The following is a 26850-nucleotide window of genomic DNA, read 5'->3' as shown; positions in this document are numbered from 1 at the left end:
GTCATGCACGGCGAATCTCCAATCAAGCGTCGCGAATCTCGTAAAATCTGGGTAGGTTCAGTTCCTGTCGGCGGTGATGCACCGATCGCCGTGCAGAGCATGACCAACACCGATACCAACGATGTTGCCGCGACCGTTGCGCAAATCAACCGTCTGGTCGATGCCGGTGTGGACATCGTCCGCATCTCCGTCCCGGACATGGATGCGGCCGAGGCCTTTGGCAAGATCAAGCAATTGGTCCAGGTGCCGCTGGTTGCCGATATCCATTTCGACTACAAGATCGCCTTGCGCGTCGCTGAACTGGGCGTCGACTGCCTGCGCATCAACCCGGGCAACATCGGCCGGGAAGACCGTGTTCGCGCCGTGGTCGATGCCGCCCGTGACCGGGGTATCCCGATCCGCATCGGCGTCAACGCCGGGTCGCTGGAAAAAGACCTGCAGAAGAAATACGGCGAGCCAACCCCGGCCGCACTGGTCGAGTCGGCGCTACGTCATGTGGAGCACCTCGATCGTCTGGACTTCCAGGACTTCAAGGTCAGCGTCAAGGCCTCGGACGTGTTCATGGCCGTCGAAGCCTATCGCCTGCTGGCCAAGCAGATCATCCAGCCGCTGCACCTGGGTATCACCGAAGCCGGTGGTTTGCGCTCCGGTACGGTGAAATCTGCCGTAGGCCTCGGTATGCTGCTCGCCGAGGGGATTGGCGATACTATTCGCATCTCTCTGGCGGCCGATCCGGTCGAGGAAGTGAAAGTCGGTTACGACATCCTCAAGTCCCTGCACCTGCGTTCGCGTGGCATCAACTTCATCGCCTGCCCGAGCTGCTCGCGGCAGAACTTCGATGTGGTCAAGACCATGAACGAGCTGGAAGGGCGCCTCGAGGATCTGCTGGTACCCCTGGATGTCGCGGTGATCGGTTGCGTGGTCAACGGTCCGGGTGAAGCCAAGGAGGCCCATGTCGGCCTTACCGGTGGTACGCCGAACCTGATCTACATCGACGGCAAGCCGGCGCAAAAATTGACGAACGACAACCTGGTCGATGAGCTGGAAAAGCTCATTCGGCAGAAGGCGGCCGAAAAGGTCGAAGCCGACGCGGCGTTGATCGCCCGCGGTTGATCGGACCTTTTGATAAAGAATCGCTAAGGATTTTCTGTGAGTAAATCTCTGCAAGCCATCCGTGGCATGAACGACATCCTGCCCGAACAGACGCCCCTGTGGCGCTATTTCGAAGGCACCGTGGCCGGTTTGCTGGATAACTACGGTTATCGGCAGATCCGCATGCCGATCGTCGAGTTCACCGAGCTGTTCAAGCGCTCGATCGGTGAAGTCACCGACATCGTCGAAAAAGAGATGTACACCTTCGAGGACCGCAACGGCGATTCGCTGACCCTGCGCCCTGAAGGTACCGCGGCCTGCGTGCGCGCTGTGCTCGAACATGGCATCACCGGTGGTGGTCAGGTGCAGAAACTCTGGTACATCGGCCCGATGTTCCGCCATGAGCGCCCGCAGAAAGGCCGTTATCGCCAGTTCCACCAGATCGGCGTGGAAGTCTTCAACCTCGACGGTCCGGACATCGACGCCGAACTGATCGTGCTGACCTGGCGCCTCTGGGGCCAGCTCGGTATCCGTGACGCGGTCAAGCTGGAGCTCAACAGCCTGGGCACCAGCGAAGCACGTGGACGTTATCGCGATGCGTTGGTCGAGTTCCTCTCGGCGCGCCTGGACCTGCTCGATGAAGACAGCCAGCGCCGCCTGAAGACCAACCCGCTGCGCATCCTGGACACCAAGGTGCCGGAAACCCAGGCATTGCTGGCCGATGCGCCGAAGCTCGAAGAGTACCTGGACGAAGAGTCGCGCCTGCACTTCGAGGGCCTGAAGGCTCGCCTGGATGCTGCCGGCATTCCCTACGTGCTCAATCCCAAGCTGGTGCGCGGCCTCGATTACTACAGCAAGACCGTGTTCGAGTGGGTCACCGACAAACTCGGTGCCCAGGGCACCGTCTGTGCCGGTGGCCGTTACGATGGCCTGGTCGAGCAGATGGGCGGCAAGCCGACTACCGGCGTTGGTTTTGCCATGGGTATCGAACGGCTGATCCTGCTGCTGGAAACCCTGGAGCAGATTCCCGAGTCCATCGCCCGTCAGGTCGATGTCTACCTGTGCGCCTTCGGCGAACAGGCAGAGTTGGCGGGCCTGGCCCTGTCCGAGCGGGTGCGCGACAGCGTGCCGGGCTTGCGCCTGCAAGTGAATGCCGGCGGCGGCAGCTTCAAGAGCCAGTTCAAGAAGGCGGACAAGAGCGGTGCGCTCTACGCCTTGATCCTGGGGGACGACGAACTGGAGCAACAAGTGGTAGGTTTCAAACCCCTGCGTGGTCAGGGCGAACAACAAAACATTGCCTTCGATGCTCTGGCCGAGCATCTGGCAGCCTGCGTCGTGCAGGGTTGAAGCTGGCAAACAGCCGATTAAGCGAATAGGAGTATTGGGGTGTCGAGTACTGAAGAAGAGCAACTCGCGGCTGTAAAGGACTGGTGGGAGCGTAACGGCAAGCCCCTGTTGACCGGCGGCCTGATGGCGCTGGTGATCGTGTTCGGCTGGCAGGCCTGGCAGAAATACCAGAGCAACCAGGCGCAAGGCGCTTCCAACCTCTATCAGGCGCTGCTGGAAACCTCGCTGACCCCGACTGGCAAGCCCGATACCGCCAAGGTGGCCGAGTTGGCCGGCAAGCTCAAGAGCGAGTTCGGTGGTACCGCCTACGCCCAATACGGCAGCCTGTTCGTGGCCAAGGTGGCCGTCGATGCCGGCAAGCTCGACGACGCAGCAGTCGAACTCAAGGCCGTGCTCGACAAGCCGGTCGACACCACTCTGGGTGAGATCGCCCGCCAGCGTCTGGCACGGGTGATGGGCGCTCAGAACAAGGCTGACGAAGCGCTGAAACTGCTTGCCGGTGATGCCGAAAAAGCCTTCCTGGCCAGCCGCGAAGAGCTCAAGGGCGACCTGCTGGTACAGCTGGGCCGCAGCGACGAAGCGCATGCCGCTTACGAAAAGGCCAAGGCTGCGCTGTCTGATGAAGCAGCGGTCGGTGGCCTGCAATTGAAGCTGGACGACCTGGCCAAAGGGGATGCGTGACGTGATTCGTTGGAAACATGCAGCATTGCTGGCCCTGGCCCTTCTGGCTGCGGGTTGCAGCAGCAACAGCAAGAAAGAATTACCACCGGCCGAGTTGACCGACTTCAAGGAAGAAGTAGTCCTGAAGAAGCAATGGAGCCGCTCGATCGGTGACGGTCAGGGCGAAACCTATAACATGCTGGTGCCGGCCATCGAGAACGAGCGTATCTACGCCGCCGACGTCAATGGCGTGGTGATGGCAATCGACCGCTACAACGGCGATGTGCTCTGGAAGAAGGACCTCGAGTTGCCGGTCTCCGGCGCTGTAGGTGTGGGCTCTGGCCTGGTCATGATCGGCACCCTCAAGGGCGAAGTCGTGGCCATGGATGCCATCAGTGGTGAAGAGAAGTGGCGTTCACGCGTCACCAGCGAAGTGCTTGCGCCGCCTGCCACCAACGGTGACGTGGTGGTCGTGCAGACCCAGGATGACCGTGTGATCGGTCTGGACGCCGCTACCGGCAACCAGCGCTGGATCCACGAAAGCACGCCGGCGGTACTGACCCTGCGCGGCACCGGTGCACCGATCGTTACCAATCGTCTGGCCATTGCCGGCCTTTCGACCGGTAAAGTCATTGCACTGGACACTCAGAACGGCGTGCCGGTCTGGGAACAGCGCGTGGCCATTCCGCAAGGCCGTTCCGAGCTCGACCGTGTGGTCGATATCGACGGTGGCCTGTTGCTGTCTGGCGGCACGATCTATGTGGCCAGCTACCAGGGTCGTGTTGCCGGTCTTGACCTCGAAAGCGGTCGCGTACTCTGGCAGCGTGATGCGTCCAGCTATGCTGGCGTGTCCCAGGGCTTTGGCAACGTCTATGTGAGCCTGGCTTCGGGCACGGTAGAAGGCATCGACGAACGTTCTTCCACAGCGCTGTGGAGCAACGACTCGCTGGCCCGTCGTCAATTGTCGGCGCCGGAAGTGTATTCCAGCTATGTAGCGGTGGGCGACCTGGAAGGTTACCTGCACCTGCTCAGCCAGGTAGACGGCCGTTTCGTCGGTCGCGAGCGCATCGACAGCGATGGTCTGCGGGCGCGTCCCCTGGTGGTTGGCGACATGATTTATGTGTATGGCAACAGCGGCAAGCTGGAAGCGCTGACAATCAAGTAATGCGTTAGCTATGCTTGGGGTAATCATCCCCAAGCGGCCTTGCTCTGCAAGGCTTGCGGCACTTCACGTGCTGCCCCGAGCACCAGCCGCTGCCTCGCAGCGGCTTTTGTATTTTCTGAATTAACGAAGTGGAGAGCCGCATGGTTCCCGTAATCGCCCTGGTGGGCCGACCGAACGTCGGCAAGTCCACCATGTTCAACCGCCTGACCAAAAGCCGCGACGCCATTGTTGGCGACCTCTCTGGTCTGACCCGTGATCGCCAATACGGTGAGGCAAAGTGGCAAGGGCGCTCCTATATCCTGATCGACACCGGTGGTATTTCCGGTGACGAGCACGGCATGGACGAAAAGATGGCCGAGCAGTCGCTGCTGGCCATCGAAGAAGCTGATGTCGTTCTGTTCCTGGTTGATGCCCGCGCCGGCTTCACCGCTGCCGACCAGATGATTGCCGAGCACCTGCGCAAGCGTAACAAGCGCTCGATACTGGTCGCCAACAAGATCGACAACATCGATCCTGAAATGGCCCGCGCCGAATTCGCCCCGCTGGGCATGGGCCATGCCATCGGTGTCGCCGGTGCACAGGGCCGTGGCGTGAATACGCTGCTCGAAGCCGCCCTGGCCGAGTTCCCGCGCGATACCGAAGAAGAAGACCTGAATGCCAACGTCGCCGAAGGCGAGGAAGCAGTCCGGATTCCGGGTCCGAGCGAGAAGGATGGCATCAAGATCGCCATCATCGGTCGCCCCAACGTCGGCAAGTCGACCCTGGTCAACCGCATGCTGGGTGAGGACCGGGTCATCGTCTACGACCAGCCCGGCACGACCCGCGACAGTATCTACATCCCGTTCGAACGCAACGACGAGAAGTACACCCTGATCGACACGGCCGGGGTGCGCAAGCGCGGCAAGATCCACGAGGAAGTCGAAAAGTTCTCGGTGGTCAAAACCCTGCAGGCGATCAAGGACGCCAACGTCGTGATCTTCGTCATGGACGCCCGCGAAGGTGTGGTCGACCACGACCTGAACCTGCTGGGCTTTGCCCTGGAGGCCGGTCGCGCCATCGTCATCGCCCTGAACAAATGGGACGGGATGCAGCCGAGCGAGCGTGATTACGTCAAGACCGAGCTGGAACGCCGGCTGTTCTTCGTCGATTTCGCCGACATTCACTTCATCTCGGCGCTGCATGGCACTGGCGTGGGCAACCTGTATCAATCGGTGCAGGCTTCGTTCAAGTCGGCGATCACCCGTTGGCCAACCAGCCGCCTGACCCAGATTCTCGAAGACGCGGTCAGCGAGCACCAGCCGCCGATGGTCAACAGCCGCCGGATCAAGCTGCGTTACGCTCACCTGGGTGGTGCCAACCCGCCATTGATCGTGATCCACGGTAACCAGGTCGAGAAAGTACCGAATTCGTACGTTCGTTATCTGGAAAACACCTATCGCCGTGTGTTGAAGCTGGTCGGTACGCCGATCCGCATCGAGTTCAAGGGTGGCGAGAACCCGTACGAAGGCAACAAGAACACCTTGACGGACCGTCAGGTCAACAAGAAGCGGCGCTTGATGTCACATCACAAGAAGGCTGAGAAGAAGCGTCGCGACAAGCGTTGATCGCATGGCGGCCGCTTTGCGGCCGATCGCGGGCAAGCCCGCTCCCACAGGGGGCAACACAAACACTGTGGGAGCTGGCTTGCCAGCGATAAGGCCCAAAGGGCCTTCAAGTACCAAAGGGCGCCACAAGGCGCCTTTTTCATGCCCGCTCAATGGGATATCCTCGAAGGCACCCGCGCCGTCGTGAGCCGGGTGTTCAGCAGGGAATGGCCCATGATCAGCAGCAAGTTGCCGAATGTCGGCACGACCATCTTCACCCGCATGTCTGCGCTCGCCCATGAAACCGGCGCGCTCAATCTGTCCCAGGGTTTCCCCGATTTCGCAGCGCCCCAGGCGTTGTGTGACGCGGTCGGGCGACACATCGCCGCCGGTCACAACCAATATTCACCCATGGCCGGCTTGCCCGCGCTACGCGAGCAGGTAGCGGTAAAGATTGCCCGCAGCTATGGCGTGAACGTCAATGCCGACACCGAAGTGACTATCACTCCGGGCGCCACCGAGGCGATTTTCTGCGCCATTCAGGCTGTGATCCATGCCGGCGATGAAGTCATCGTCTTCGACCCGGCCTACGACAGCTACGAGCCGTCGGTGGAGCTTGCCGGTGGGCGCTGCGTGCATGTCCAGCTGAGTCCGAACGACTTCGCCATCGACTGGCAGAAGCTCGAAGACGCGCTGAGCCCGCGCACCCGGATGATCATCCTCAACAGCCCGCACAACCCCAGCGGTGCGTTGATTTCTCGCGCCGAGCTGGATCAACTGGCGAAACTGATCGAAGGTCGAGATATCTACCTGATCAGCGACGAAGTTTACGAACACCTGGTTTACGACGGTGTGCCGCATGTCAGCGTGCTGGCCCATGAAGCGCTGTACCAACGGGCCTTCGTGGTGAGCTCGTTTGGCAAGACCTACCATGTCACCGGCTGGAAAACCGGCTATGTGGTGGCGCCGGCGGCCCTGACCGCCGAACTGCGCAAGGTGCACCAGTACGTCAACTTCTGTGGTGTTACGCCACTGCAGTGGGCATTGGCGGACTTCATGGCGGCTCACCCGGAGCATGTCGAGGAGTTGCCGGGTTTCTACCAGGCCAAGCGGGACCTGTTCTGCGACCTGCTTGTACCTTCGCGCTTCACCTTCAAGCGGGTACCGGGCACCTACTTCCAGTTGGTCGATTACTCTGCCATCCGTCCCGACCTCAATGATGTCGAGATGTCGTTGTGGATGACCCGCGAGCATGGTGTGGCGACCATTCCGATTTCGGTCTTCTACCAGCAGCCGATCCCCGAACAGCGCCTGGTGCGTCTGTGTTTCGCTAAACGCGAGGAGACGCTGCGTCAGGCGGCGGAAAAACTATGCGCGATCTGAGCAGCTTGCCCAATTTGAATGTGGCCCTGGTACAGACCACCCTGGCCTGGCATGACCGGGTCGCCAATCTGCAACATTTCGAGCAACTGATCGAGCAGGCCAGCGGTGCCGACCTGATTATCCTGCCGGAGATGTTCACCACGGGCTTCTCCATGGAGTCGGAACACCTTGCAGAGCCGGAGAGCGGCCCGACCTCGAAATGGCTACGGGCCCAGGCGAAAAAACTCGATGCGGTCGTCACGGGCAGCATCATCATTCAGACCGCCGATGGCAGCTACCGCAACCGCCTGCTCTGGGCTGCGCCGGACGGGGAGTTGCTGCACTACGACAAGCGCCATCTGTTTCGCATGGCCGGGGAGCACAAGCACTACACCGCGGGTGATCAGCAGGTGCAGTTCGATCTCAAGGGTTGGCGGATCCGTCCGCTGATCTGCTACGACCTGCGCTTCCCGGTGTGGAGCCGCGATGCCCAGGACACGGACCTGCTGATCTACACCGCCAACTGGCCGGGCGCGCGTCGATTGCACTGGAACCGTTTGCTGCCGGCGCGTGCTATCGAGAACCTCTGCTATGTGGCGGCGGTGAACCGGGTGGGTACCGACGGCAAAGGCTTTGCCTATACCGGTGACAGCCAGGTGCTGGACTTCCAGGGTGAAAGCCTGCTCAGCGTGGGGGAGGGCGATGGGGTGTTTCAGGTGTGCCTGAGTGGGGCGGAGCTGGCGGCGTATCGGACGCGGTTTCCGGCGAATCTGGATGCGGATGCCTTCGAATTGCGGTGAATTCGCTGCGAGTGCTGCGCACTCGATCGCGGGCAAGTCCGTTCCCACAGGTATTGTTGCGATCTTGGGCCTTGAAACGATCCTGTGGGAGCTGGCTTGCCAGCGATGAGGCCGGTCCAGACGGCATAAAAAAACCGGCCCAAAAGGCCGGTTTTTTGTACCTGACGGTTGTTACGCCGCTTTGGCTTCCTGCTGGCTCAACGACCGGTTCAGTGCACTGAACAGCGCCTTGAAGCTGGCCGTGGTGATGTTCTCATCGATACCCACGCCATGCACCGGACGTTCACCGGCCACACGCAGTTCGATGTAAGCCGCCGCTTTCGCGTTGGTCCCGGCACCGATGGCGTGTTCGTTGTAGTCCATGATCTCGACGGCAATCGGCAGGCCGGCCACCAGTGCTTCCAGGGCGCCGTTGCCCTTGCCACGCCAGTGCACGGTCTCGCCGTCGCTGTTGACTTCGACCTCGACCTTGCTGACACCGTTCTCTTCCTGCAGGCGATGGCTGACCAAGGCATAAGGCAGGTTGGCTTGCAGGAATTCTTTCTGCAGCAAGGAATAGATCTGCTGCGCGGTCATTTCCAGGCCCAGACGGTCGGTTTCACGCTGGACCACCTGGCTGAACTCGATCTGCATGCGACGTGGCAGGCTGATGCCGTATTCCTGTTCGAGCAGGTAGGTGATACCACCTTTGCCGGACTGGCTGTTGACGCGGATCACTGCCTCGTAGCTGCGGCCGATGTCGGCCGGGTCGATCGGCAGGTAAGGGACTTCCCACAGGGCGTCGTCTTTCTGCTGGGCGAAGCCCTTGCGGATGGCGTCCTGGTGCGAGCCGGAGAACGCGGTGTGAACCAGGTCGCCGACATAGGGATGACGTGGGTGTACCGGGATCTGGTTGCACTCTTCGACGACCTTGCGCACGCCGTCGATGTCGGAGAAGTCCAGTTCCGGGTCGACACCCTGGGTGTAGAGGTTCAGGGCCAGGGTCACCAGGTCGACGTTGCCGGTACGCTCGCCGTTGCCGAACAGGCAGCCTTCGACGCGGTCGGCACCGGCCAGCAGGCCCAGTTCGGTGGCGGCAATACCCGTGCCACGGTCGTTGTGGGTGTGCAGACTGATGATCACGCTGTCGCGACGGGACACATTGCGGCAGAACCATTCGATCTGGTCGGCATGGACGTTAGGCATCGAGACTTCGACGGTGGCCGGCAGGTTGAGGATGATCTTGTGCTTCGGCGTTGGGTTCCAGACCTCGATCACTGCGTCACAGACTTCCTTGGCGAACTCCAGTTCGGTGGCGCTGAAGGTTTCCGGCGAGTACTGGAAGGTCCACTGGGTTTCCGGCTGCTGGGCGGCGTATTTGACGAACAGCTTGGCCGCGTTCACGGCGATCTCTTTCACGCCTGCCTTGTCCTGGTTGAAGACAATGCGGCGGAACGATGGGCTGGTGGCGTTGTACAGGTGGACAATGGCTTTTTTCGCGCCGCGCAGGGATTCGAAGGTCCGTGCGATCAGGTCTTCACGGGCCTGGGTCAGTACCTGGATGGTGGTGTCGTCCGGAATGTGGCCGTCTTCGATCAGGGTACGCACGAAGTCGAAGTCGGTTTGCGAAGCGGACGGAAACGACGCCTCGATTTGCTTGACGCCGACGCTGACCAGGGTCTTCCAGAAGCGCAGTTTCTTGGCGGAGTCCATGGGCTCGATCAGCGATTGGTTGCCGTCGCGCAGGTCGGAGCTGCACCAGATCGGCGCGACGGTAATGGCCTTGGACGGCCAGGTACGGTCAGGCAGATCGATGGTCGGGAACGCGCGGTACTTCTTCGAAGGGTCTTTGAGCATGGTCATGGAAGCAATCCTTTAATGTGCGGCCTTTGAAAAGGGCCTGCCAAGAGAACAAGAGATGAATAGGCGAGGCGACGCGATTCAGCTTGGCAGTCGGGCACTGACCAGGCAGAGGCTGCTGTGTTGGCGGAGCTGGATGAGGGTGTGAGAGGTCTTCATGTCTTCAACCCTAACCATTGAGGTGAAAGATGGCAAGCCTGTAGAGAAAATTGAGATAAATGTTCGAGTTGCGCGCTTTTGCGAGAAATTCTGCTTCTTCTGGAGCAAAAAGACCGCGCCAATTGCGCGGTCTTTTTGAATGGCGCAAGCCGTCTTACGGCTGGAACGCCCCGATGAAAATCGCCGGATCCACCCGGGCGTCATTGAGGCTGACATTCCAGTGCATATGCGGTCCGGTCGCGCGCCCGGTCGAGCCGACGCGACCCACTACGCCGCCCCGAGCCAGGCTCTGGCCAACCTTCACATCAATCTTCGACATATGGCAGAACATGCTGATAAAGCCCTGGCCATGGTCGACGAACACGGTGTTGCCATTGAAGAAGTAGTCGCCGACCAGGATCACCTTGCCGGCGGCCGGGGTCTTGATCGGGGTGCCGGCGGCGACGGCGAAGTCCAGGCCGGCGTGGGGATTGCGTTCTTCGCCGTTGAAGAAGCGGCGCACGCCGAAGCGGCTCGACAGCGGGCCGTTCACGGGTTTGTCCAGCAGCAGGTTGCTTGGGGTGCCGGGGCTGAAGCTGCGGTAGGCGTTCAGTTGTTCGGCCATTTCCCGCTCGAAGCGTTTCAGGTCGGTCGGGTTGGGGTTGACCTGGCGCTGGTTTTTCAGGGTGATGCGTTGTTCCGGGTAGGCTTTCCTGCCCACCGTGAAGTTCAGGGTGCGCGTGCCCGACGTGAGCTGCGCAGGCCCGGGCTTGAGCGTCAATGGCAGGCCGACGACGGCCAGCCAGTTGTTCTGTTCCTTGATCACCATGACGGGCCGGCCGCCGAAGCTGGCCTGGGGCGCGCGCTCGGCCGGGCCCAGGTCGATGACCGCGACGCCGCCGGGCACGGGCTTGTTGAGCATGCGGGTGATGTAGCTGTCGGCATGGGCCGGATTGGCAAAGAGCAGGCACAGCAGCATCAGTGGAGCGAAAAGGCGCGGCATGAATCAGTCCAGTAAAGAAAGCGTGACCGGGGTCAGATGGTTGTCTTCGACGCGAACCTGCAACTCGCCTTCACCCAGACGCGCGGTGAGGCGTTGGCCGGTGTGGGTCTGGTCGGCGCGGCGGATGGCCTGGCCGCGCTCATCGAGCAGGATGCTGTAGCCACGGCTCAGCGTCGCCAGGGGGCTGACCACCTGCAGGGTCTGCACCTGGGTTTGCAGTTGCAGGCGGCGCGCCTTGAGACCTTCGCGCATGGCGCGAGGCAGGCGATCGGCGAGCGAGTCGATCCGTTGCTTCAACAGGGCCAGGGTACGGCCCGGATGCTGCGCGGCCAGGCGGGTGTCGAGCCGGGCCAGGCGTTCGCGGCGGGTGTTGAGGCGCTGCTCGAAGGCGCGACGCAGGCGCATGTCCAGGTCGTCCAGGCGCTGGGCCTGCTGGCGCAGGCGCTCGCCGGGGTGACGCAGGCGCCGGGCCAGGCCTTCCAGGCGCAGGCGGTCGTGGCTCAGGCGGTTCTGCATGCGCAGCAGCAGGCGCCGCTGCAGGCTTTCGATGCGCCGTTGCAGATCGCTGCTGTCCGGCGCCAACAGTTCGGCGGCGGCCGAAGGGGTTGGCGCACGCACGTCGGCAACGAAATCGCAGATCGACACGTCGGTTTCATGGCCGACCGCACTGACGATCGGCGTGATACAGGCGTCCACGGCGCGGGCAACGGCTTCTTCGTTGAAACACCAGAGGTCTTCCAGAGAGCCGCCGCCACGGGCCAGGATGATCGCGTCGAAGCCGCGGGCATCGGCCAGTTTCAGGGCGCGGACAATCTGCCCGATCGCTTCGCGGCCCTGGACGGCGGTCGGGATCAGCGTTAGCTCGACTTGCGGTGCTCTGCGGCGGAACACACTGATGATGTCGCGAATGACGGCACCGGTCGGCGAACTGACAATGCCGATGCGCTGGGGGTGAGCCGGCAACGGGACTTTACGCTCGGCGCTGAACAGGCCTTCGGCGCCGAGTTTTTCCTTCAGGGCATCGAAGGCGAGGCGCAGGGCACCATCGCCGGCCGGCTCGACCGTGTCGAGAATCAGTTGATAGTCGCCACGACCCTCGAACAGCGAGACCTTGCCGCGCACTTTCACCGCCAGGCCATCCTTCAGTGCCTGGCGCACCCGCGCAGCGTTCTGCCGGAACAGGGCACAGCGTATCTGGGCGCCGCTGTCCTTGAGGGTGAAATAGATGTGGCCGGACGCGGGGCGGGCGAGGTTGGAAATCTCGCCTTCGACCCAGACGCTGCTGAACACGTCTTCGAGCAGCACCCGGGCGCGGCCGTTGAGTTGGCTGACGGTGAGGACTTCGCGGTCGAGACCGAGGCGTTGGAAGGGATCTTTAATCATGGGGGGCATGATAAGGGTATTGGGTGGGGAATCTCCATCGTAGTGAAGCCGGGAGTTGTTGGTTGTCTTTACGGGCCTCATCGCTGGCAAGCCAGCTCCCACAGAGGTTGGTGTCGTCCCCTGTGGGAGCTGGCTTGCCAGCGATGAGGCCCTGAAGGTCTATCCCTTGACCTCCAGCAACAGAAGATTAAGCTTCCACTTCAAGCATTTAGCAGGCCCGCTCCATGATCACCCAAAGCATCATCGTCCCGAAAATCTCCACCTTGCCCGTACATGAACCCCGGGCACGGGCGATCCTGCGCTGGCTGGTGAGAAAGGACATCATCCAGGAACAACTGACCACCTGCGGCCGCACCGGCAACCATATGGCCCACGCCATCGCCCCGGGCGCGCGCAATGTCGTGCTCAAGCCGGAGCTGTTGCCGTTCGACGAGCCGATCAACGGCCTGGAAGTCATCACCAAACGCTGCATCTATACGCCGCAGGTGGGCTTTCTTGAAGAAGCGGGCTGCCCAGAGTGCCGCCAGGAAATCGGTGAAGCGCTGTTCGAGAGCCTGGAAGAGTGGATGCCGGGCCACACCGACAACTTCACTTGCCCCGAGTGCGGGCATGAAGACGATATCAACGGTTTTCTGTTCCTGCAGCCCTGCGGGTTTTCCAACCTGGGCTTCATCTTCAATAACTGGGCGCCGGCGGGATTCAAGCAGGAATTTCTCGACGAATTCGCCGACTGGCTCGACCTGCCGGTCACGCATGTAGTGGTGCAGCTGCAAGGCAAATGACGATTGGCCGATCTTTACATTGAGCCGACGGCTATGTATGAGTATAATGGCGCGCTTCCATTTTTCCCGCTCGGGAGCCCCCGCGATGCTGCGTATCAGCCAAGAAGCCCTGACCTTCGACGACATTCTCCTGGTCCCCGGATATTCCGAGGTTCTACCTAACGAAGTCAGTCTCAAGACCCGTTTGACCCGTGGCATCGAGCTGAATATTCCGTTGGTTTCTGCCGCAATGGACACCGTTACTGAAGCCCGACTGGCAATTGCCATGGCTCAGGAAGGCGGCATCGGCATCATTCACAAGAACATGACCATCGAGCAGCAAGCTGCCGAAGTGCGCAAGGTCAAGAAGTTCGAAGCCGGCGTGGTCAAGGACCCGATCACCATCGAGGCCGATGCCACGGTGCGTGACCTGTTCGAACTGACTCGCCAGAACAACATTTCCGGCGTACCGGTACTGCACAATGGCGACCTGGTCGGCATCGTGACGTCCCGTGACGTGCGTTTCGAAAACCGCCTGGATGCCACCGTTCGCGAAGTGATGACGCCTAAAGAGCGCCTGGTCACCGTGCGCGAAGGCGCCGACAAGAACGAAGTGCGCGAACTGCTGCACAAGCATCGCCTGGAAAAGGTCCTGATCGTCGACGACAAGTTCGCGCTCAAGGGCATGATGACCGTCAAGGACATCGAAAAAGCCAAGGCTTACCCGCTGGCCAGCAAGGACGACCAGGGTCGTCTGCGTGTCGGCGCTGCGGTCGGCACCGGTAAAGACACCGGCGAGCGCGTTTCCGCGCTGGTGGCTGCAGGCGTCGACGTGGTTGTGGTCGACACTGCCCACGGCCACTCCAAGGGCGTGATCGATCGCGTTCGCTGGGTCAAAGAGAATTTCCCTGAAGTGCAGGTCATCGGTGGCAACATCGCCACTGGCGCTGCCGCCAAGGCCCTGGCCGAAGCCGGCGCCGATGCGGTCAAGGTCGGTATCGGCCCAGGCTCGATCTGCACCACCCGTATCGTTGCTGGTGTGGGCGTACCGCAAATCAGCGCTATCGCCAACGTTGCCGCCGCCCTCGAAGGCACTGGCATCCCGTTGATCGCCGACGGCGGCATCCGCTTCTCCGGTGACCTGTCCAAGGCCATCGTAGCCGGTGCTTCCTGCGTGATGATGGGCTCGATGTTCGCCGGTACCGAAGAGGCACCGGGCGAGATCGAACTGTTCCAGGGCCGTTCCTACAAGGCTTACCGCGGCATGGGTTCGCTGGGTGCAATGTCCCAGGCCCAGGGTTCTTCGGACCGTTACTTCCAGGACTCCTCGGCCGGTGCCGAGAAGCTGGTTCCGGAAGGGATCGAAGGCCGCGTGCCGTACAAGGGCTCTCTGACCGCGATCATCCACCAGTTGATGGGTGGCCTGCGTTCTTCGATGGGTTACACCGGCAGCGCCGACATCGAAGAAATGCGCACCAAGCCTGAGTTCGTCCGCATTACCGGTGCGGGCATGGCTGAATCCCACGTTCACGACGTGCAGATCACCAAGGAAGCGCCAAACTACCGCGTAGGTTGAGGCTTCAAGCAAATCATCAAGCAACCGGGGCTGTTTTATTCAGCCCCGAGTTGTTTCTGAATCAAGACTGTTTCTGAATTACTTAGACGAGACTGAATCATGGCCCTCGACATTCACGCTCACCGTATCCTGATCCTCGACTTCGGTTCCCAGTACACCCAGCTGATCGCCCGCCGCGTGCGCGAGATCGGCGTGTACTGCGAACTGCACCCGTTCGACATGGACGAGGATGCGATTCGCGAATTCGCTCCGAAAGGCGTCATCCTCGCCGGCGGCCCCGAGTCCGTGCATGAAGCCAACAGCCCTCGCTGCCCGCAAGCCGTGTTTGACCTCGGCGTCCCGGTCTTCGGTATCTGCTACGGCATGCAGACCATGGCCGAACAGCTGGGTGGCAAGGTTGAAGGCTCCGAGCTGCGTGAGTTCGGTTATGCCCGTGTCGACGTGGTCGGCAAGAGCCGCCTGCTCGACGGCATCGAAGACCATATCGACGCCGACGGCCTGTTCGGCCTCGACGTGTGGATGAGCCACGGTGACAAGGTCACCAAGATGCCGGAAGACTTCCACATCCTGGCCAGCACCCCGAGCTGCCCGATCGCAGGCATGTTCAACGACGAGCGTGCCTACTACGGCGTGCAGTTCCACCCGGAAGTGACCCACACCAAACAGGGCGGTCGCATCCTCTCGCGTTTCATCCTCGACATCTGCGGCTGCGAAGCCCTGTGGACCCCGTCGAAGATTGCCGAAGACGCAATCGCCAACATCCGCGCCCAGGTCGGCACCGACAACGTTCTGCTGGGCCTGTCCGGCGGCGTTGACTCTTCGGTGGTTGCAGCCCTGCTGCACAAGGCCATCGGCGATCAACTGACCTGCGTATTCGTCGACAACGGCCTGCTGCGCCTGCACGAAGGCGAGCAAGTGATGGCCATGTTCGCCGAGAACATGGGCGTCAAGGTGATCCGCGCCAACGCCGAAGAGCAGTTCCTGAACAACCTGGCCGGCGAAGCCGACCCGGAGAAGAAGCGCAAGATCATCGGCCGTACCTTCATCGACGTGTTCGATGCCGAGTCGAGCAAGCTGCACAACATCAAGTACCTGGCCCAGGGCACCATCTACCCGGACGTGATCGAGTCGGCTGGCGCCAAGAGCGGCAAGGCCCACGTGATCAAGTCGCACCACAACGTCGGTGGCCTGCCGGAAGAAATGAACCTCAAGCTGGTCGAGCCCCTGCGCGAGCTGTTCAAGGACGAAGTCCGTCGCCTGGGTCTGGAACTCGGCCTGCCGTACGACATGGTCTACCGTCACCCGTTCCCGGGCCCGGGCCTGGGTGTGCGGATCCTCGGTGAAGTGAAGAAGGAATACGCCGACCTGCTGCGTCGCGCCGACCACATCTTCATCGAAGAACTGCGCAAGGCCGATTGGTACCACAAGGTCAGCCAGGCCTTCGTGGTCTTCCAGCCGGTGAAATCGGTAGGTGTGGTCGGTGACGGTCGTCGTTACGCCTGGGTCGTGGCCCTGCGTGCGGTGGAAACCATCGACTTCATGACCGCTCGTTGGGCACACCTGCCGTACGAGCTGCTGGAAACCGTCAGCGGCCGGATCATCAACGAGATCGAAGGCATCTCCCGCGTCACTTACGACGTCTCGAGCAAGCCGCCAGCGACCATCGAGTGGGAATGATCCATTAGGTGAGTCCCGAACCGCCATGCCCCACAAGGGCATGGCGGTTTTTTTTGCGCGGTAACTATCTAACGCCAGTGCGGGTGAGGGGGCTTGCACAGTCAGGCTTCCTTTGTAATGGAAGTTACCGTCATGAACAGCAGTCCCTTTTCATCCGACTTGCGCGCTGATCTGTCCACTATTGCAGAGCGCGTGGTCCGCGCCTTTCCGGATCTGCACGCCGATGCCCGTGATACTGCAGCCCGGTTGCTCAAGACCCAGGGCAATCTGATAGGCAATCCGGACCGTATTTACTGGCATCGCTTCTCGGGAGCGGTCAGTAGCAGTAGAACCTTTACCGGCTGGGAGCACTACGGCACCCCGGATCAATCCATGACCCTGACCGAGCTGGTGATGCGCCGTTTCCGCGCCAGCGACCAGGACAATGCCGATCTCCTGGCCTTGTACGGCGGCTTCTACACAGCGGGGGCCGAAGCCCGCAAGTTCGATGAGACCAATGAAGTGCGACTGGATCCTCAGCACGTCCTCAATGCGCTGTGGGCGCTGGATTTCGGTGCCACCTACCAGCGCAGGCTGGAGGTGTTCTGGCGCGACCACGGCGGCGACGTGCGAACACTGGCCAAGCTCAATTACCTGTCCGAAGCCCTGTTGGCAGGCTTGAGCGGGCAACTGGACGAGGCGCAGCTGAAGCTGGTGTTCGATGCGGCCGGGTTCGACAGCGCCAGTGTGCTTGACCCGGCGCAGTTTGAACGGACCCAGCCGCCTCGTGCAGATGTCACCGTGGCCACCTTGAGCCTGGCTGGGCGAGCGTCCACCGATGCGCTCTGGCTGCAGGGGGCAAGTGGCGGGCACGTGCTCTACCTGCCGGGGGCGGTGCCGTCGTTTCAGGGTTTTGCCAGTGAGCGGGATGTGGGCGAGACATTGTTCGGCTGGTTGCAGGTGGCGTCTTGCACTGAGCAGTTGCTGGCGCATTTTTCCAGCGATCCCGTGGTCCTGAAAGCGCTGCGCGATCAGATGAATCACTCGGCCAAGGGGCCCGTCGCGGATTTCGTCGCCCAGGTGCAGCGCCGCCCGGTCGAGGGCGATCCCTTTACCTGGATGCGCGACACTGCGCGGCAGCGCATGGTCTATGAGACGGACGCTGCCTTGCGCACCAATGCCGAACTGCGCGCGCAATTGTGGGTAGGGTATCTTGGCGTGGCAGCCAGGCTATTCGGCACTGCGGCTCCCATGGGCTGGCCGCTGGCGCTGCTGGCCGTGGCGGTCAATGCCGCCAGCCTGGGGCTGAATATCGAACAGGCGATCAATGGTGACAGCCTGCAAGAGCGTCGCGACTCCGTGCTCGGGGCAATCCTTGCGGGTATTGAATTGCTGCTGAACCTGCCGTTTCTCACTCCGCTCGGGCAGAGCTCGGCGCAGCCGCTGGCGCAGCTCGAAAGTAATATTCTGCTGGACGTCGCGCCAGCTACGTCGGGAAGCGCCAGGGGCGTGTTCACCCTTGCCGACGGTGGTCAGTACATCGAGCTGCAAGGCGCTACCTATAGGGTGCGCTTCGATGGTGCACTGAAAAGTTGGCTGATTATCCCCGAGGACAATCCCTTTGCCTTCAGTGGCGCAGTGCCAGTTCGTCTTGGCGAAGAGGGCGAGTGGGAGCTGCTTGAGTCCGTCTGCCTGCGCGGGGGCGGGCAGTGCCTGGGAGGCTTGCCCCTTGATCCGCCAGAGCCCCTGGACTATTCGGCCTTCGAAGTGCCGGCGCAGCAGTACGATGTCCCCGTGACTGCCCGCTCTGCCGTGCGAGAGCTGTTGAGTAGTGCCAACCGACGGTTATTGGCAGGTGACTTTTATGATCCGGACTCAAACCTGTTGCAGGTGCTCGATAGCCTGAACAACGTGCGCGAGCACTTGAGTCAGGATGCCAGGGCGTTTTTTGCGCGCCGGCCGCCGTTGCCATCGCGCGATGTGACTGTTCCTGAAGCAGGTGCCCCGGCGCAGCGTGCCTTCATACAGATGTTCGATGAGCATGCCGGGGTGGTCATTGGCGAGTCGCATCAGGCGATCGCCAGCAAGCGCTGGCTGGTGGAAAACTTCAAGCCGTTGTACGCAAAAGGCGTACGGACGCTTTACCTGGAGCATCTGCTGAGCGATCTGCATCAGGCTGACCTGAATATATTTTCCAGCAGCGGCAGGATGAGTAACAACCTGCAGCGCTACCTGAGGGCGCTGGATAGGGGGCATAGAACCGATCCGAGCGGCACCTATAACTACCTTGAGCTGGTAAGAAAGGCTCGTGCTCAAGGTATCCGGGTGCAGGCGCTCGATTGTGCGGCGAGTTATCGACTCGACGGTCTGAATGAGCCGGGAGGGACCTTGCGTCAACAGGTCATGAATTACCACGCCGACCGGGTCATGAGCGCAAGCCAGGCCGCCCGCCCCAATGACAAATGGATCGCCCTGGTCGGGGACTCTCATGTCAATCGCTACAAGGGGGTGGCAGGGCTCGCCGAGCTGCGAGATGTGCCGGGCCTGCGCATCGTCGATGCAGGTCCTGGACAGGAGACCGGGATCACGCTCGATCCAGGCGAGTACTACCGACCGAGCATGGGCAGGCCCGACGGTATCGTCCAGGCGGACCTGCGTCTGGCAGTGAGGACGCGAGCCGAACCGGTAGAACATCTCGATCCGGCCACCGCACCGCCGGGGGTGATCCGGCCCAGGGCCTAGTGGCCTGTGCGGCAACTCTTCACTTAATCTTTCTCAATTGCAGGTGTATCGTATTCGCCCCTCATTGTCGGCACCTGTCCAGGGGCCGACATGTTGATCCATGTATTACGAGGTGCCTGCTGCATGTCCTTTACCCGGCGACAAATACTCGGTGGCCTGACCGGCCTGGTGGCGATCGGTCTGGGGGCCGGTGGTGCGGCGCGCTATTGGCTGGGGCGTCCCGATCCGAATGCCGGGCATGACTACGAGTTGATCGCGGCGCCCCTGGACGTGGAGTTGGTACCGGGTTTCAAGACCGAGGCCTGGGCTTTTGGTCCGTCTGCACCTGGCACCGAATTGCGTGTGCGTCAGGGTGAATGGTTGCGGGTGCGCTTTATCAACCATCTGCCGGTGCCAACCACCATTCATTGGCATGGCATCCGCCTGCCGCTGGAAATGGACGGGGTGCCGTATGTGTCGCAGCTGCCGGTCATGCCGGGCGAGTACTTCGATTACAAGTTCCGGGTGCCGGATGCCGGCAGCTACTGGTATCACCCCCATGTGAACAGTTCCGAAGAACTGGGCCGGGGACTGGTGGGGCCGTTGATCGTCGAAGAGCGCGAGCCGACGGGGTTTCTCCATGAGCGCACCTTGAGCCTGAAGAGCTGGCATGTGGATGAGCAGGGGGCCTTCGTGCCGTTCAGCATCCCTCGTGAAGCGGCACGCGGTGGTACCGCCGGGCGGCTCTCGAGTATCAACGGCGTGCCGGGCGCCACAATCGATCTGCCAGCCGGGCAAATTGTCCGGGTGCGCCTGCTCAACCTCGACAACACGCTGACCTACCGCATCAACCTGCGGGGCAATGCCGAAGCACGCATTTACGCGCTGGATGGCAATCCGGTTGAGCCCCGGCCCATGGGCAAGGATTACTGGCTCGGTCCAGGCATGCGTATCTGCCTGGCGATCAAGGTGCCGCCGGCAGGTGAAGAAATTGCCCTGCGCGACGGCCCGGTGCGGCTTGGCACATTTCGCTCGGTGGCGAGCGAACAGGCGCCCGGTGACTGGCCGCCAGCCTTGCCGGCCAACCCGGTGGCCGAACCGGATCTGGCCAATGCGGAAAAACTCAACTTCAACTTCGAGTGGGTGGGGTCGGTTTCGGTCGACACGGATAACGGCAAGCCGCCGAGCCTCTGGCAAATCAATGGCAAGGCCTGGGACATTACCGACAAGACGTGCGCCGATCGCCCTATCGCGACGTTGAAGAAGGGCAAGAGCTATATTTTCGAGTTGAAGAACATGACCCAGTACCAGCATCCCGTGCATTTGCACGGCATGAGTTTCAAGGTCATCGCTTCCAACCGGCGCAAGATCGTGCCGTACTTCACGGACACTTACCTGCTAGGCAAGAACGAGCGCGCCCAGGTGGCGCTGGTGGCTGATAATCCAGGCGTATGGATGTTCCATTGCCATGTCATCGATCATATGGAAACCGGCCTGATGGCGGCCATCGAGGTAGCCTGATGCGTCAGCCACAGATCATTGACCGCAGCAAGGACCAGCACTACATGCGCGAAGCGCTGGCGCTGGCTGCCCAAGGGGCGGCCATGGGTGAGGTCCCGGTAGGCGCGGTACTCGTACAACACGGTGAAATCATCGGGCGTGGTTTCAACTGCCCTATCAGTGGCAGTGATCCCAGCGCCCATGCCGAAATGGTTGCCATACGTGCCGCTGCCCAGGCAGCCTGCAACTATCGCCTGCCTGGCAGCACGCTGTATGTGACGCTGGAACCTTGCAGCATGTGCGCCGGGTTGATCGTGCATTCGCGCATCACCCGGGTGGTTTATGGTGCGTTGGAGCCCAAGGCCGGGGTGGTTCAGAGCCAGGGGCAGTTCTTTACCCAGGGCTTTCTCAACCATCGGGTGCTGGTGGAGGGTGGGGTGCTGGCGGAGGAATGTGGGACGATCTTGAGTGAGTTTTTCAAGGCCAGGCGGGCGAAAGCCTGAAGGCCCGTTGGGCCTTATCGCGGGCAAGCCCGCTCCCACAGAGGTTTGCGGCACACTCGGGGTCTGTGGGAGCTGGCTTGCCAGCGATCGACCGCAGAGCGGTCGCAAGGCCTGTTACAACTGCGGAGCCTGTTCCGTAGGCTTGGTCTTGTCCACACCCGGCACATGCAGATTGCTGTCCGCCACCTGGCTGCCTTCAAGCTGCGGCTGGGTCACCCAGGTAAGAATGTCGTAGTAACGACGAATGTTGGCAACGAAGTGCACCGGTTCCCCACCCCGGGCATAGCCGTAGCGTGTCTTGCGGTACCACTGCTTCTGCGAAAGCCTTGGCAGCATTTTCTTCACGTCCAGCCATTTGTTCGGATTCAGGCCTTCCTGCTTGGCCAGCTTGCGCGCGTCATCCAGGTGGCCGCTGCCGACGTTGTAGGCCGCCAGGGCAAACCAGGTGCGATCCGGCTCTTCGATGTCGTCGTCCAGCTGGCTTTTCATGTACATGAAGTACTTGGCGCCGCCCTTGATGCTCTGCTGGGGATCGAGCCGGTTCGACACGCCCATGGCCTCGGCGGTGCGCTGGGTCAGCATCATCAGCCCGCGCACGCCCGTCTTCGACGTGACGGCGGGTTGCCACATGGATTCCTGGTAACCGATCGCCGCCAGCAGGCGCCAGTCGACCTGCTCGTCCTTGGCCGAGGTACGAAAATGCTTCTCGTAGCGTGGCAGGCGCTGCTGCAGATGTTGGGCAAAGGTGTAGGCGCCGACATAACCAAGCACATCGACATGGCCGTAATAGCGATCTTTCAAGCGTTGCAGGGTGCCATTCTTCTGCACCTTGTCGATGAAGTCGTTGATCTCGTTGAGCAGGCTGTTGTCGTCCCCAAGGGCGACGGCCCAGCGCTGGTCCCGGGCATCGCCCAGGTCGAAGGCGACTCGTACGTTCGGGAAGTAGACCTGGTTCATGGCCACTTCATTGGAGTCGACCAGGGTCAGGTCAATTTGCCCTTCATCCACCATGCGCAGCAAGTCAACGACTTCAACTGCGTCGGATTCTTCGTATTGCAATGCCGGATATTGCTTTTTCAATTCTGCCAGCTGTTCGGCGTGGGAGCTGCCCTTGAGCACCATGATGCGCTTGCCGACCAGATCCTTGGCGTCGGTCGGCCGCGATTTGCCGTTGCGATAGATGATTTGCGGGGTGACTTCAAGGTACGGATGGGAGAAGCGGGCTTCGAGCTTGCGCTTTTCGCTGCTGACCAGGCCTGCGGCGGCGATCACCGGGCCCGATGGCTGGCCGAGGCTGGCGAAAATATCATCGAGGTTATCGGCGGTTTCGATCTTCAGTTCAACCCCGAGGTCATCGGCGAAGCGCTTGACCAGCTCATATTCGAAGCCGGTTTCGCCGTTGCGATCCTCGAAGTAGGTGGCCGGGCTGTTGCGGGTTATGACGCGCAGGACGCCATCTTCCTTTACTCGCTCGAGGGTGCTGGGTTTATCAACACAGGCACCAAGCAGCAGGAAGAGTCCGGTTGCGATGAGCCATTTGGCGCAACGCTGGCGCAAAGCAGTCTGGGCAAACATAGGTGCAGTATACGCAAAGGACCCCACTCGCCATATCTCGACAGCAGGTGGCTTGTCTGCTAGCGCGATGTAGGAAATCGCCTACGTCGCAAGAAACCTGTCTAGGGTGAGGCTCGGCAGCTTGAAAAGTATGGGTGACGGTGTGCTGCGAAGAGGCTTTTTTGGCGTTTATGCAGCCTGCCGACGTTCGGCCAGCGCTTCGCGTGCCGTTTCGGGTGCCGTAACCCGCGGTTTAGGCTAGAATGCACGGCCTCTAAGCACACCCCCTTCCTGAGGCTGTCCCGACGATGTTGATCCTGCGCGGCGCTCCTGCCCTTTCTGCCTTTCGCCACGGTAAATTACTCGAGCAACTGAGCCAGAAAGTCCCCGCTGTTAGTGGCTTGTATGCTGAATTTGCTCACTTCGCCGACGTTTCCGGCGTTCTGACCGCTGAACAACAGCAGGTGCTGGCCCGCCTTCTGAAGTACGGCCCAAGCGTTCCGGTTCAAGAACCGACTGGCCGCCTGTTCCTGGTCATGCCGCGTTTCGGCACCATTTCGCCCTGGTCGAGCAAGGCCAGCGATATCGCCCATAATTGCGGCCTGAGCGAAATCCAGCGCCTGGAGCGCGGCATCGCGTTCTATGTCAGCGGCGAGTTCAGCGAAGCCGAGGCGGCGATCATCGCCGACGTATTGCACGACCGCATGACCCAGGTCGTATTGAACAAGCTTGAAGAAGCTGCCGGCCTGTTCAGCCACGCCGAACCGAAGCCCCTGACGGCGATCGACGTTCTCGGTGGTGGCCGCGCCGCACTGGAAAAGGCCAACACTGAACTGGGCCTGGCCCTGGCCGAAGACGAGATCGATTACCTGGTCAACGCCTTCGTCGGCCTCAAGCGTAATCCGCACGACATCGAACTGATGATGTTCGCTCAGGCCAACTCCGAGCACTGCCGGCACAAGATTTTCAACGCCAGCTGGGACATCGACGGCCAGAGCCAGGAAAAAAGCCTGTTCGGCATGATCAAGAACACCTTCCAGATGCACAACGAAGGCGTTCTCTCGGCGTACAAGGACAACGCAGCGGTCATCGTCGGCTCGGTCGCCGGTCGCTTCTACCCGAACCCTGAAACCCGCCAGTACGGCGCGGTGCAGGAGCCGGTGCACATCCTGATGAAGGTCGAGACCCACAACCACCCGACCGCGATTGCCCCGTTCCCGGGTGCATCCACCGGTTCCGGTGGCGAGATTCGCGACGAAGGTGCAACCGGCCGTGGCGCCAAGCCGAAGGCGGGCCTGACCGGTTTCACCGTGTCCAACCTGCAGATCCCCGGTTTCGAACAGCCCTGGGAAGTGCCGTACGGCAAGCCCGAGCGCATCGTTACCGCGCTGGACATCATGATCGACGGCCCACTGGGTGGCGCTGCGTTCAACAACGAATTCGGCCGTCCGGCCCTGACCGGTTACTTCCGTACTTTCGAGCAATCGATCAGCACCCCGCACGGCGACGAAGTGCGCGGCTACCACAAGCCGATCATGCTCGCCGGCGGCATGGGCAACATCCGCGCCGATCACGTGCAGAAGGGTGAAATCACCGTCGGCTCCAAGCTGATCGTACTCGGCGGCCCGGCCATGCTCATCGGTCTGGGCGGCGGTGCCGCTTCGTCGATGGCCACCGGCACCAGCTCCGCGGACCTGGATTTCGCCTCGGTACAGCGCGAAAACCCGGAAATGGAGCGCCGTTGCCAGGAAGTGATCGACCGCTGCTGGCAGCTGGGTGACAAGAACCCGATCAGCTTCATCCACGACGTGGGTGCGGGCGGTCTGTCCAACGCCTTCCCGGAACTGGTCAACGATGGCGGCCGTGGCGGTCGCTTCGAATTGCGTAACGTGCCCAACGACGAGCCAGGCATGGCGCCGCTGGAAATCTGGAGCAACGAGTCCCAGGAGCGTTACGTCCTGGCCGTCGATGCCGCCGATTTCGAGCGCTTCCAGGCCATCTGCGAGCGCGAGCGTTGCCCGTTCGCAGTGGTCGGTGAAGCGACTGCCGAACCGCAGCTGACCGTCACCGACAGCCACTTCGGCAACAGCCCGGTGGACATGCCGCTGGAAGTGCTGCTGGGCAAGGCCCCGCGCATGCACCGTTCGGCTGTGCGTGAAGCGGAACTTGGCGATGACTTCGACCCGAGCGGCCTGGACATCAGCGAATCCATCGAGCGCGTCTTGCACCACCCGGCGGTGGCCAGCAAGAGCTTCCTGATCACCATCGGCGACCGCACCATTACCGGTCTGGTTGCCCGCGACCAGATGGTTGGCCCGTGGCAGGTCCCGGTAGCCGACGTTGCCGTGACCGCGACCAGCTTCGACGTGTACACCGGCGAAGCCATGGCCATGGGTGAGCGCACTCCGCTGGCACTGCTGGATGCTCCGGCGTCCGGTCGCATGGCCATCGGCGAAACCCTGACCAACATCGCCGCCTCGCGCATCGCGAAGATTTCCGACATCAAACTGTCGGCCAACTGGATGTCGGCTGCCGGTCACCCGGGTGAAGATGCCCGCCTGTACGACACGGTCAAGGCTGTCGGCATGGAACTGTGCCCTGAGCTGGGCATTACCATCCCGGTGGGCAAGGACTCCATGTCCATGGCCACGCGCTGGAAGGATGAGGGCGTCGACAAGAGCGTGACCTCGCCGCTGTCGCTGATCGTCACCGGCTTTGCGCCAGTGGCTGATATCCGTCAGACCCTGACCCCGCAACTGCGCATGGACAAGGGCACCACCGATCTGATCCTGATCGACCTGGGCCGTGGTCAGAACCGCATGGGCGCCTCGATCCTGGCACAGGTTCACGGCAAGCTCGGCAAGCAGGCTCCGGACGTCGATGACGCCGAAGACCTGAAAGCCTTCTTCGCGGTGATCCAGGGCCTGAACGCTGACGGTCACCTGCTGGCCTATCACGACCGTTCCGACGGTGGTCTGCTGACCAGTGTCGTGGAAATGGCCTTTGCCGGTCATTGCGGTCTGAACCTGAACCTCGATGCTTTGGCCGACACTTCGGCTGATATCGCTGCGATCCTGTTCAACGAAGAGCTGGGCGCAGTGATCCAGGTTCGTCAGGACGCAACGCCCGATGTACTCGCACAGTTCAGCGCCGCTGGCCTGGGTGACTGCGTATCGGTGATCGGTCAGCCGATCAACAACGGCGAAGTGAGCATCTCCTTCAACGGCGAAACCGTATTCGAAGGCCAGCGTCGTCTGCTGCAGCGTCAGTGGGCTGAAACCAGCTACCAGATCCAGCGTCTGCGCGACAACGCCGACTGCGCCGAGCAGGAATTCGATGTCCTGCTGGAAGAAGACAACCCGGGCCTGAGCGTCAAGCTGAGCTTCGACGTCAACCAGGACATCGCCGCGCCTTACATCAAGAAAGGCATTCGCCCACAGGTTGCCGTGCTGCGTGAGCAGGGCGTCAATGGTCAGGTGGAAATGGCTGCGGCGTTCGACCGCGCCGGCTTCAACGCCATCGACGTGCACATGAGCGATATCCTTGCCGGTCGCGTCGATCTGAACGACTTCAAGGGCATGGTCGCCTGCGGCGGCTTCTCCTACGGCGACGTACTGGGCGCCGGTGAAGGCTGGGCCAAGTCGGCACTGTTCAACAGCCGCGCCCGCGACGCTTTCCAGGCGTTCTTCGAGCGCACCGACAGCTTCGCCCTGGGTGTGTGCAACGGTTGCCAGATGATGTCGAACCTGCACGAATTGATCCCGGGCAGCGAGTTCTGGCCGCACTTCGTGCGCAACCGCTCCGAGCAGTTCGAAGCGCGGGTGGCGATGGTCCAGGTGCAGGAGTCCAACTCGATCTTCCTGCAGGGCATGGCCGGTTCGCGCATGCCGATCGCCATCGCTCACGGTGAAGGTCATGCCGAGTTCGCAAGCGAAGAAGCATTGCTCGAAGCCGATCTGTCCGGTTGCGTGGCCCTGCGTTTCGTCGACAACCACGGCAAGGTCACCGAGACCTACCCGGCCAACCCGAACGGTTCGCCACGCGGAATCACCGGCCTGACCAGCCGCGACGGTCGCGTCACCATCATGATGCCGCACCCTGAGCGTGTGTTCCGTGCCGTGCAGAACTCCTGGCGTCCGGACGACTGGAACGAAGATGCGGCGTGGATGCGCATGTTCCGTAACGCCCGTGCGTGGGTCAACTAAGG

18 protein-coding genes are annotated in these 26850 nt (G+C 61.6%); 14 read left to right on the top strand and 4 right to left on the bottom strand.

Going from position 1 to position 26850, the window contains the following annotated elements; genetic code table 11:
- Positions 1 to 3 precede the first annotated feature (3 nt).
- The 7 genes from ispG to F2S13_RS08860 all read left to right on the top strand — a co-directional run bounded on the left by ispG (position 4) and on the right by F2S13_RS08860 (position 8009).
- Positions 4 to 1113: a flavodoxin-dependent (E)-4-hydroxy-3-methylbut-2-enyl-diphosphate synthase gene (gene ispG / locus F2S13_RS08890; RefSeq protein WP_166360097.1), complete on the top strand. Its 1110-nt coding sequence runs from the start codon at positions 4 to 6 to the stop codon at positions 1111 to 1113.
- 36 nt (positions 1114 to 1149) lie between these two features.
- The gene (hisS, locus tag F2S13_RS08885; protein ID WP_166360096.1) at positions 1150 to 2439 is read left to right on the top strand and encodes a histidine--tRNA ligase; all 1290 of its coding nucleotides are present in this window, start codon (positions 1150 to 1152) and stop codon (positions 2437 to 2439) included.
- A 39-nt stretch (positions 2440 to 2478) separates the two neighbouring features.
- Positions 2479 to 3120 carry a tetratricopeptide repeat protein gene (locus F2S13_RS08880; RefSeq protein ID WP_166360095.1) on the top strand — a complete coding sequence of 214 codons (642 nt, stop codon included), beginning with the start codon at positions 2479 to 2481 and terminating at the stop codon, positions 3118 to 3120.
- Positions 3113 to 4264 (top strand): outer membrane protein assembly factor BamB, encoded by a 1152-nt coding sequence (bamB, locus tag F2S13_RS08875; RefSeq protein ID WP_166360094.1) that lies wholly within the window; start codon positions 3113 to 3115, stop codon positions 4262 to 4264. The genes F2S13_RS08880 and bamB overlap by 8 nt, the downstream gene beginning before the upstream one ends.
- Before the next feature lie 140 nt (positions 4265 to 4404).
- Positions 4405 to 5868 carry a ribosome biogenesis GTPase Der gene (gene der / locus F2S13_RS08870; RefSeq protein ID WP_166360093.1) on the top strand — a complete coding sequence of 488 codons (1464 nt, stop codon included), beginning with the start codon at positions 4405 to 4407 and terminating at the stop codon, positions 5866 to 5868.
- A gap of 213 nt (positions 5869 to 6081) precedes the next feature.
- Positions 6082 to 7230: a pyridoxal phosphate-dependent aminotransferase gene (locus tag F2S13_RS08865; RefSeq protein ID WP_166360182.1), complete on the top strand. Its 1149-nt coding sequence runs from the start codon at positions 6082 to 6084 to the stop codon at positions 7228 to 7230.
- Positions 7218 to 8009 carry an amidohydrolase gene (locus tag F2S13_RS08860; RefSeq protein WP_166360092.1) on the top strand — a complete coding sequence of 264 codons (792 nt, stop codon included), beginning with the start codon at positions 7218 to 7220 and terminating at the stop codon, positions 8007 to 8009. The genes F2S13_RS08865 and F2S13_RS08860 overlap by 13 nt, the downstream gene beginning before the upstream one ends.
- A gap of 171 nt (positions 8010 to 8180) precedes the next feature.
- Here F2S13_RS08860 and leuA read toward each other — a convergent pair whose 3' ends face one another.
- From leuA to xseA, 3 genes are all read right to left on the bottom strand, one after another.
- Positions 8181 to 9851: a 2-isopropylmalate synthase gene (gene leuA / locus F2S13_RS08855; protein WP_166360091.1), complete on the bottom strand. Its 1671-nt coding sequence runs from the start codon at positions 9849 to 9851 to the stop codon at positions 8181 to 8183.
- A 310-nt stretch (positions 9852 to 10161) separates the two neighbouring features.
- Complete coding sequence (locus tag F2S13_RS08850; protein ID WP_166360090.1) at positions 10162 to 10989, bottom strand: peptidoglycan DD-metalloendopeptidase family protein; 828 nt, start codon at positions 10987 to 10989, stop codon at positions 10162 to 10164.
- A gap of 3 nt (positions 10990 to 10992) precedes the next feature.
- A complete protein-coding gene (xseA, locus tag F2S13_RS08845) occupies positions 10993 to 12372 on the bottom strand; it encodes an exodeoxyribonuclease VII large subunit (protein ID WP_166360089.1) in 1380 nt (459 codons plus the stop codon).
- Positions 12373 to 12596: 224 nt separating this feature from the next.
- Here xseA and F2S13_RS08840 point away from each other — a divergent pair, with 224 nt between their 5' ends.
- From F2S13_RS08840 to tadA, 6 genes are all read left to right on the top strand, one after another.
- Positions 12597 to 13154, top strand: coding sequence for a sugar ABC transporter ATPase (locus tag F2S13_RS08840; RefSeq protein ID WP_166360088.1), 558 nt, complete (start codon positions 12597 to 12599; stop codon positions 13152 to 13154).
- Positions 13155 to 13239: 85 nt separating this feature from the next.
- Entirely contained in the window at positions 13240 to 14709 is a 1470-nt protein-coding gene (gene guaB, locus F2S13_RS08835; RefSeq protein WP_166360087.1) for an IMP dehydrogenase, read from the top strand.
- A 99-nt stretch (positions 14710 to 14808) separates the two neighbouring features.
- Positions 14809 to 16386 carry a glutamine-hydrolyzing GMP synthase gene (gene guaA / locus F2S13_RS08830; protein WP_166360086.1) on the top strand — a complete coding sequence of 526 codons (1578 nt, stop codon included), beginning with the start codon at positions 14809 to 14811 and terminating at the stop codon, positions 16384 to 16386.
- A gap of 132 nt (positions 16387 to 16518) precedes the next feature.
- Entirely contained in the window at positions 16519 to 19107 is a 2589-nt protein-coding gene (locus F2S13_RS08825) for a membrane-targeted effector domain-containing toxin (RefSeq protein WP_166360085.1), read from the top strand.
- A gap of 123 nt (positions 19108 to 19230) precedes the next feature.
- Positions 19231 to 20607, top strand: a complete 1377-nt coding sequence (locus F2S13_RS08820; RefSeq protein ID WP_166360084.1) for a multicopper oxidase family protein — start codon at positions 19231 to 19233, stop codon at positions 20605 to 20607.
- On the top strand, positions 20607 to 21089 hold the full coding sequence (tadA, locus tag F2S13_RS08815) for a tRNA adenosine(34) deaminase TadA (RefSeq protein ID WP_166360083.1): 483 nt from the start codon (positions 20607 to 20609) through the stop codon (positions 21087 to 21089). The genes F2S13_RS08820 and tadA overlap by 1 nt, the downstream gene beginning before the upstream one ends.
- Positions 21090 to 21203: 114 nt before the next feature.
- Here the strand turns inward: tadA and mltF are convergent, their stop codons facing one another.
- Positions 21204 to 22664, bottom strand: a complete 1461-nt coding sequence (gene mltF / locus F2S13_RS08810; protein WP_166360082.1) for a membrane-bound lytic murein transglycosylase MltF — start codon at positions 22662 to 22664, stop codon at positions 21204 to 21206.
- A gap of 287 nt (positions 22665 to 22951) precedes the next feature.
- On the opposite strand from mltF, the gene purL reads away from it, so the two are divergent.
- Positions 22952 to 26848, top strand: a complete 3897-nt coding sequence (gene purL, locus F2S13_RS08805; protein WP_166360081.1) for a phosphoribosylformylglycinamidine synthase — start codon at positions 22952 to 22954, stop codon at positions 26846 to 26848.
- The last annotated feature ends 2 nt before the right edge of the window (positions 26849 to 26850 follow it).

Source organism: Pseudomonas akapageensis (genome assembly GCF_011355085.1).
Taxonomy (GTDB): Bacteria; Pseudomonadota; Gammaproteobacteria; order Pseudomonadales; family Pseudomonadaceae; genus Aquipseudomonas; species Aquipseudomonas akapageensis.
Note: the sequence above shows the minus strand (reverse complement) of the source record. Positions and strands in the feature narration are given on the sequence as shown.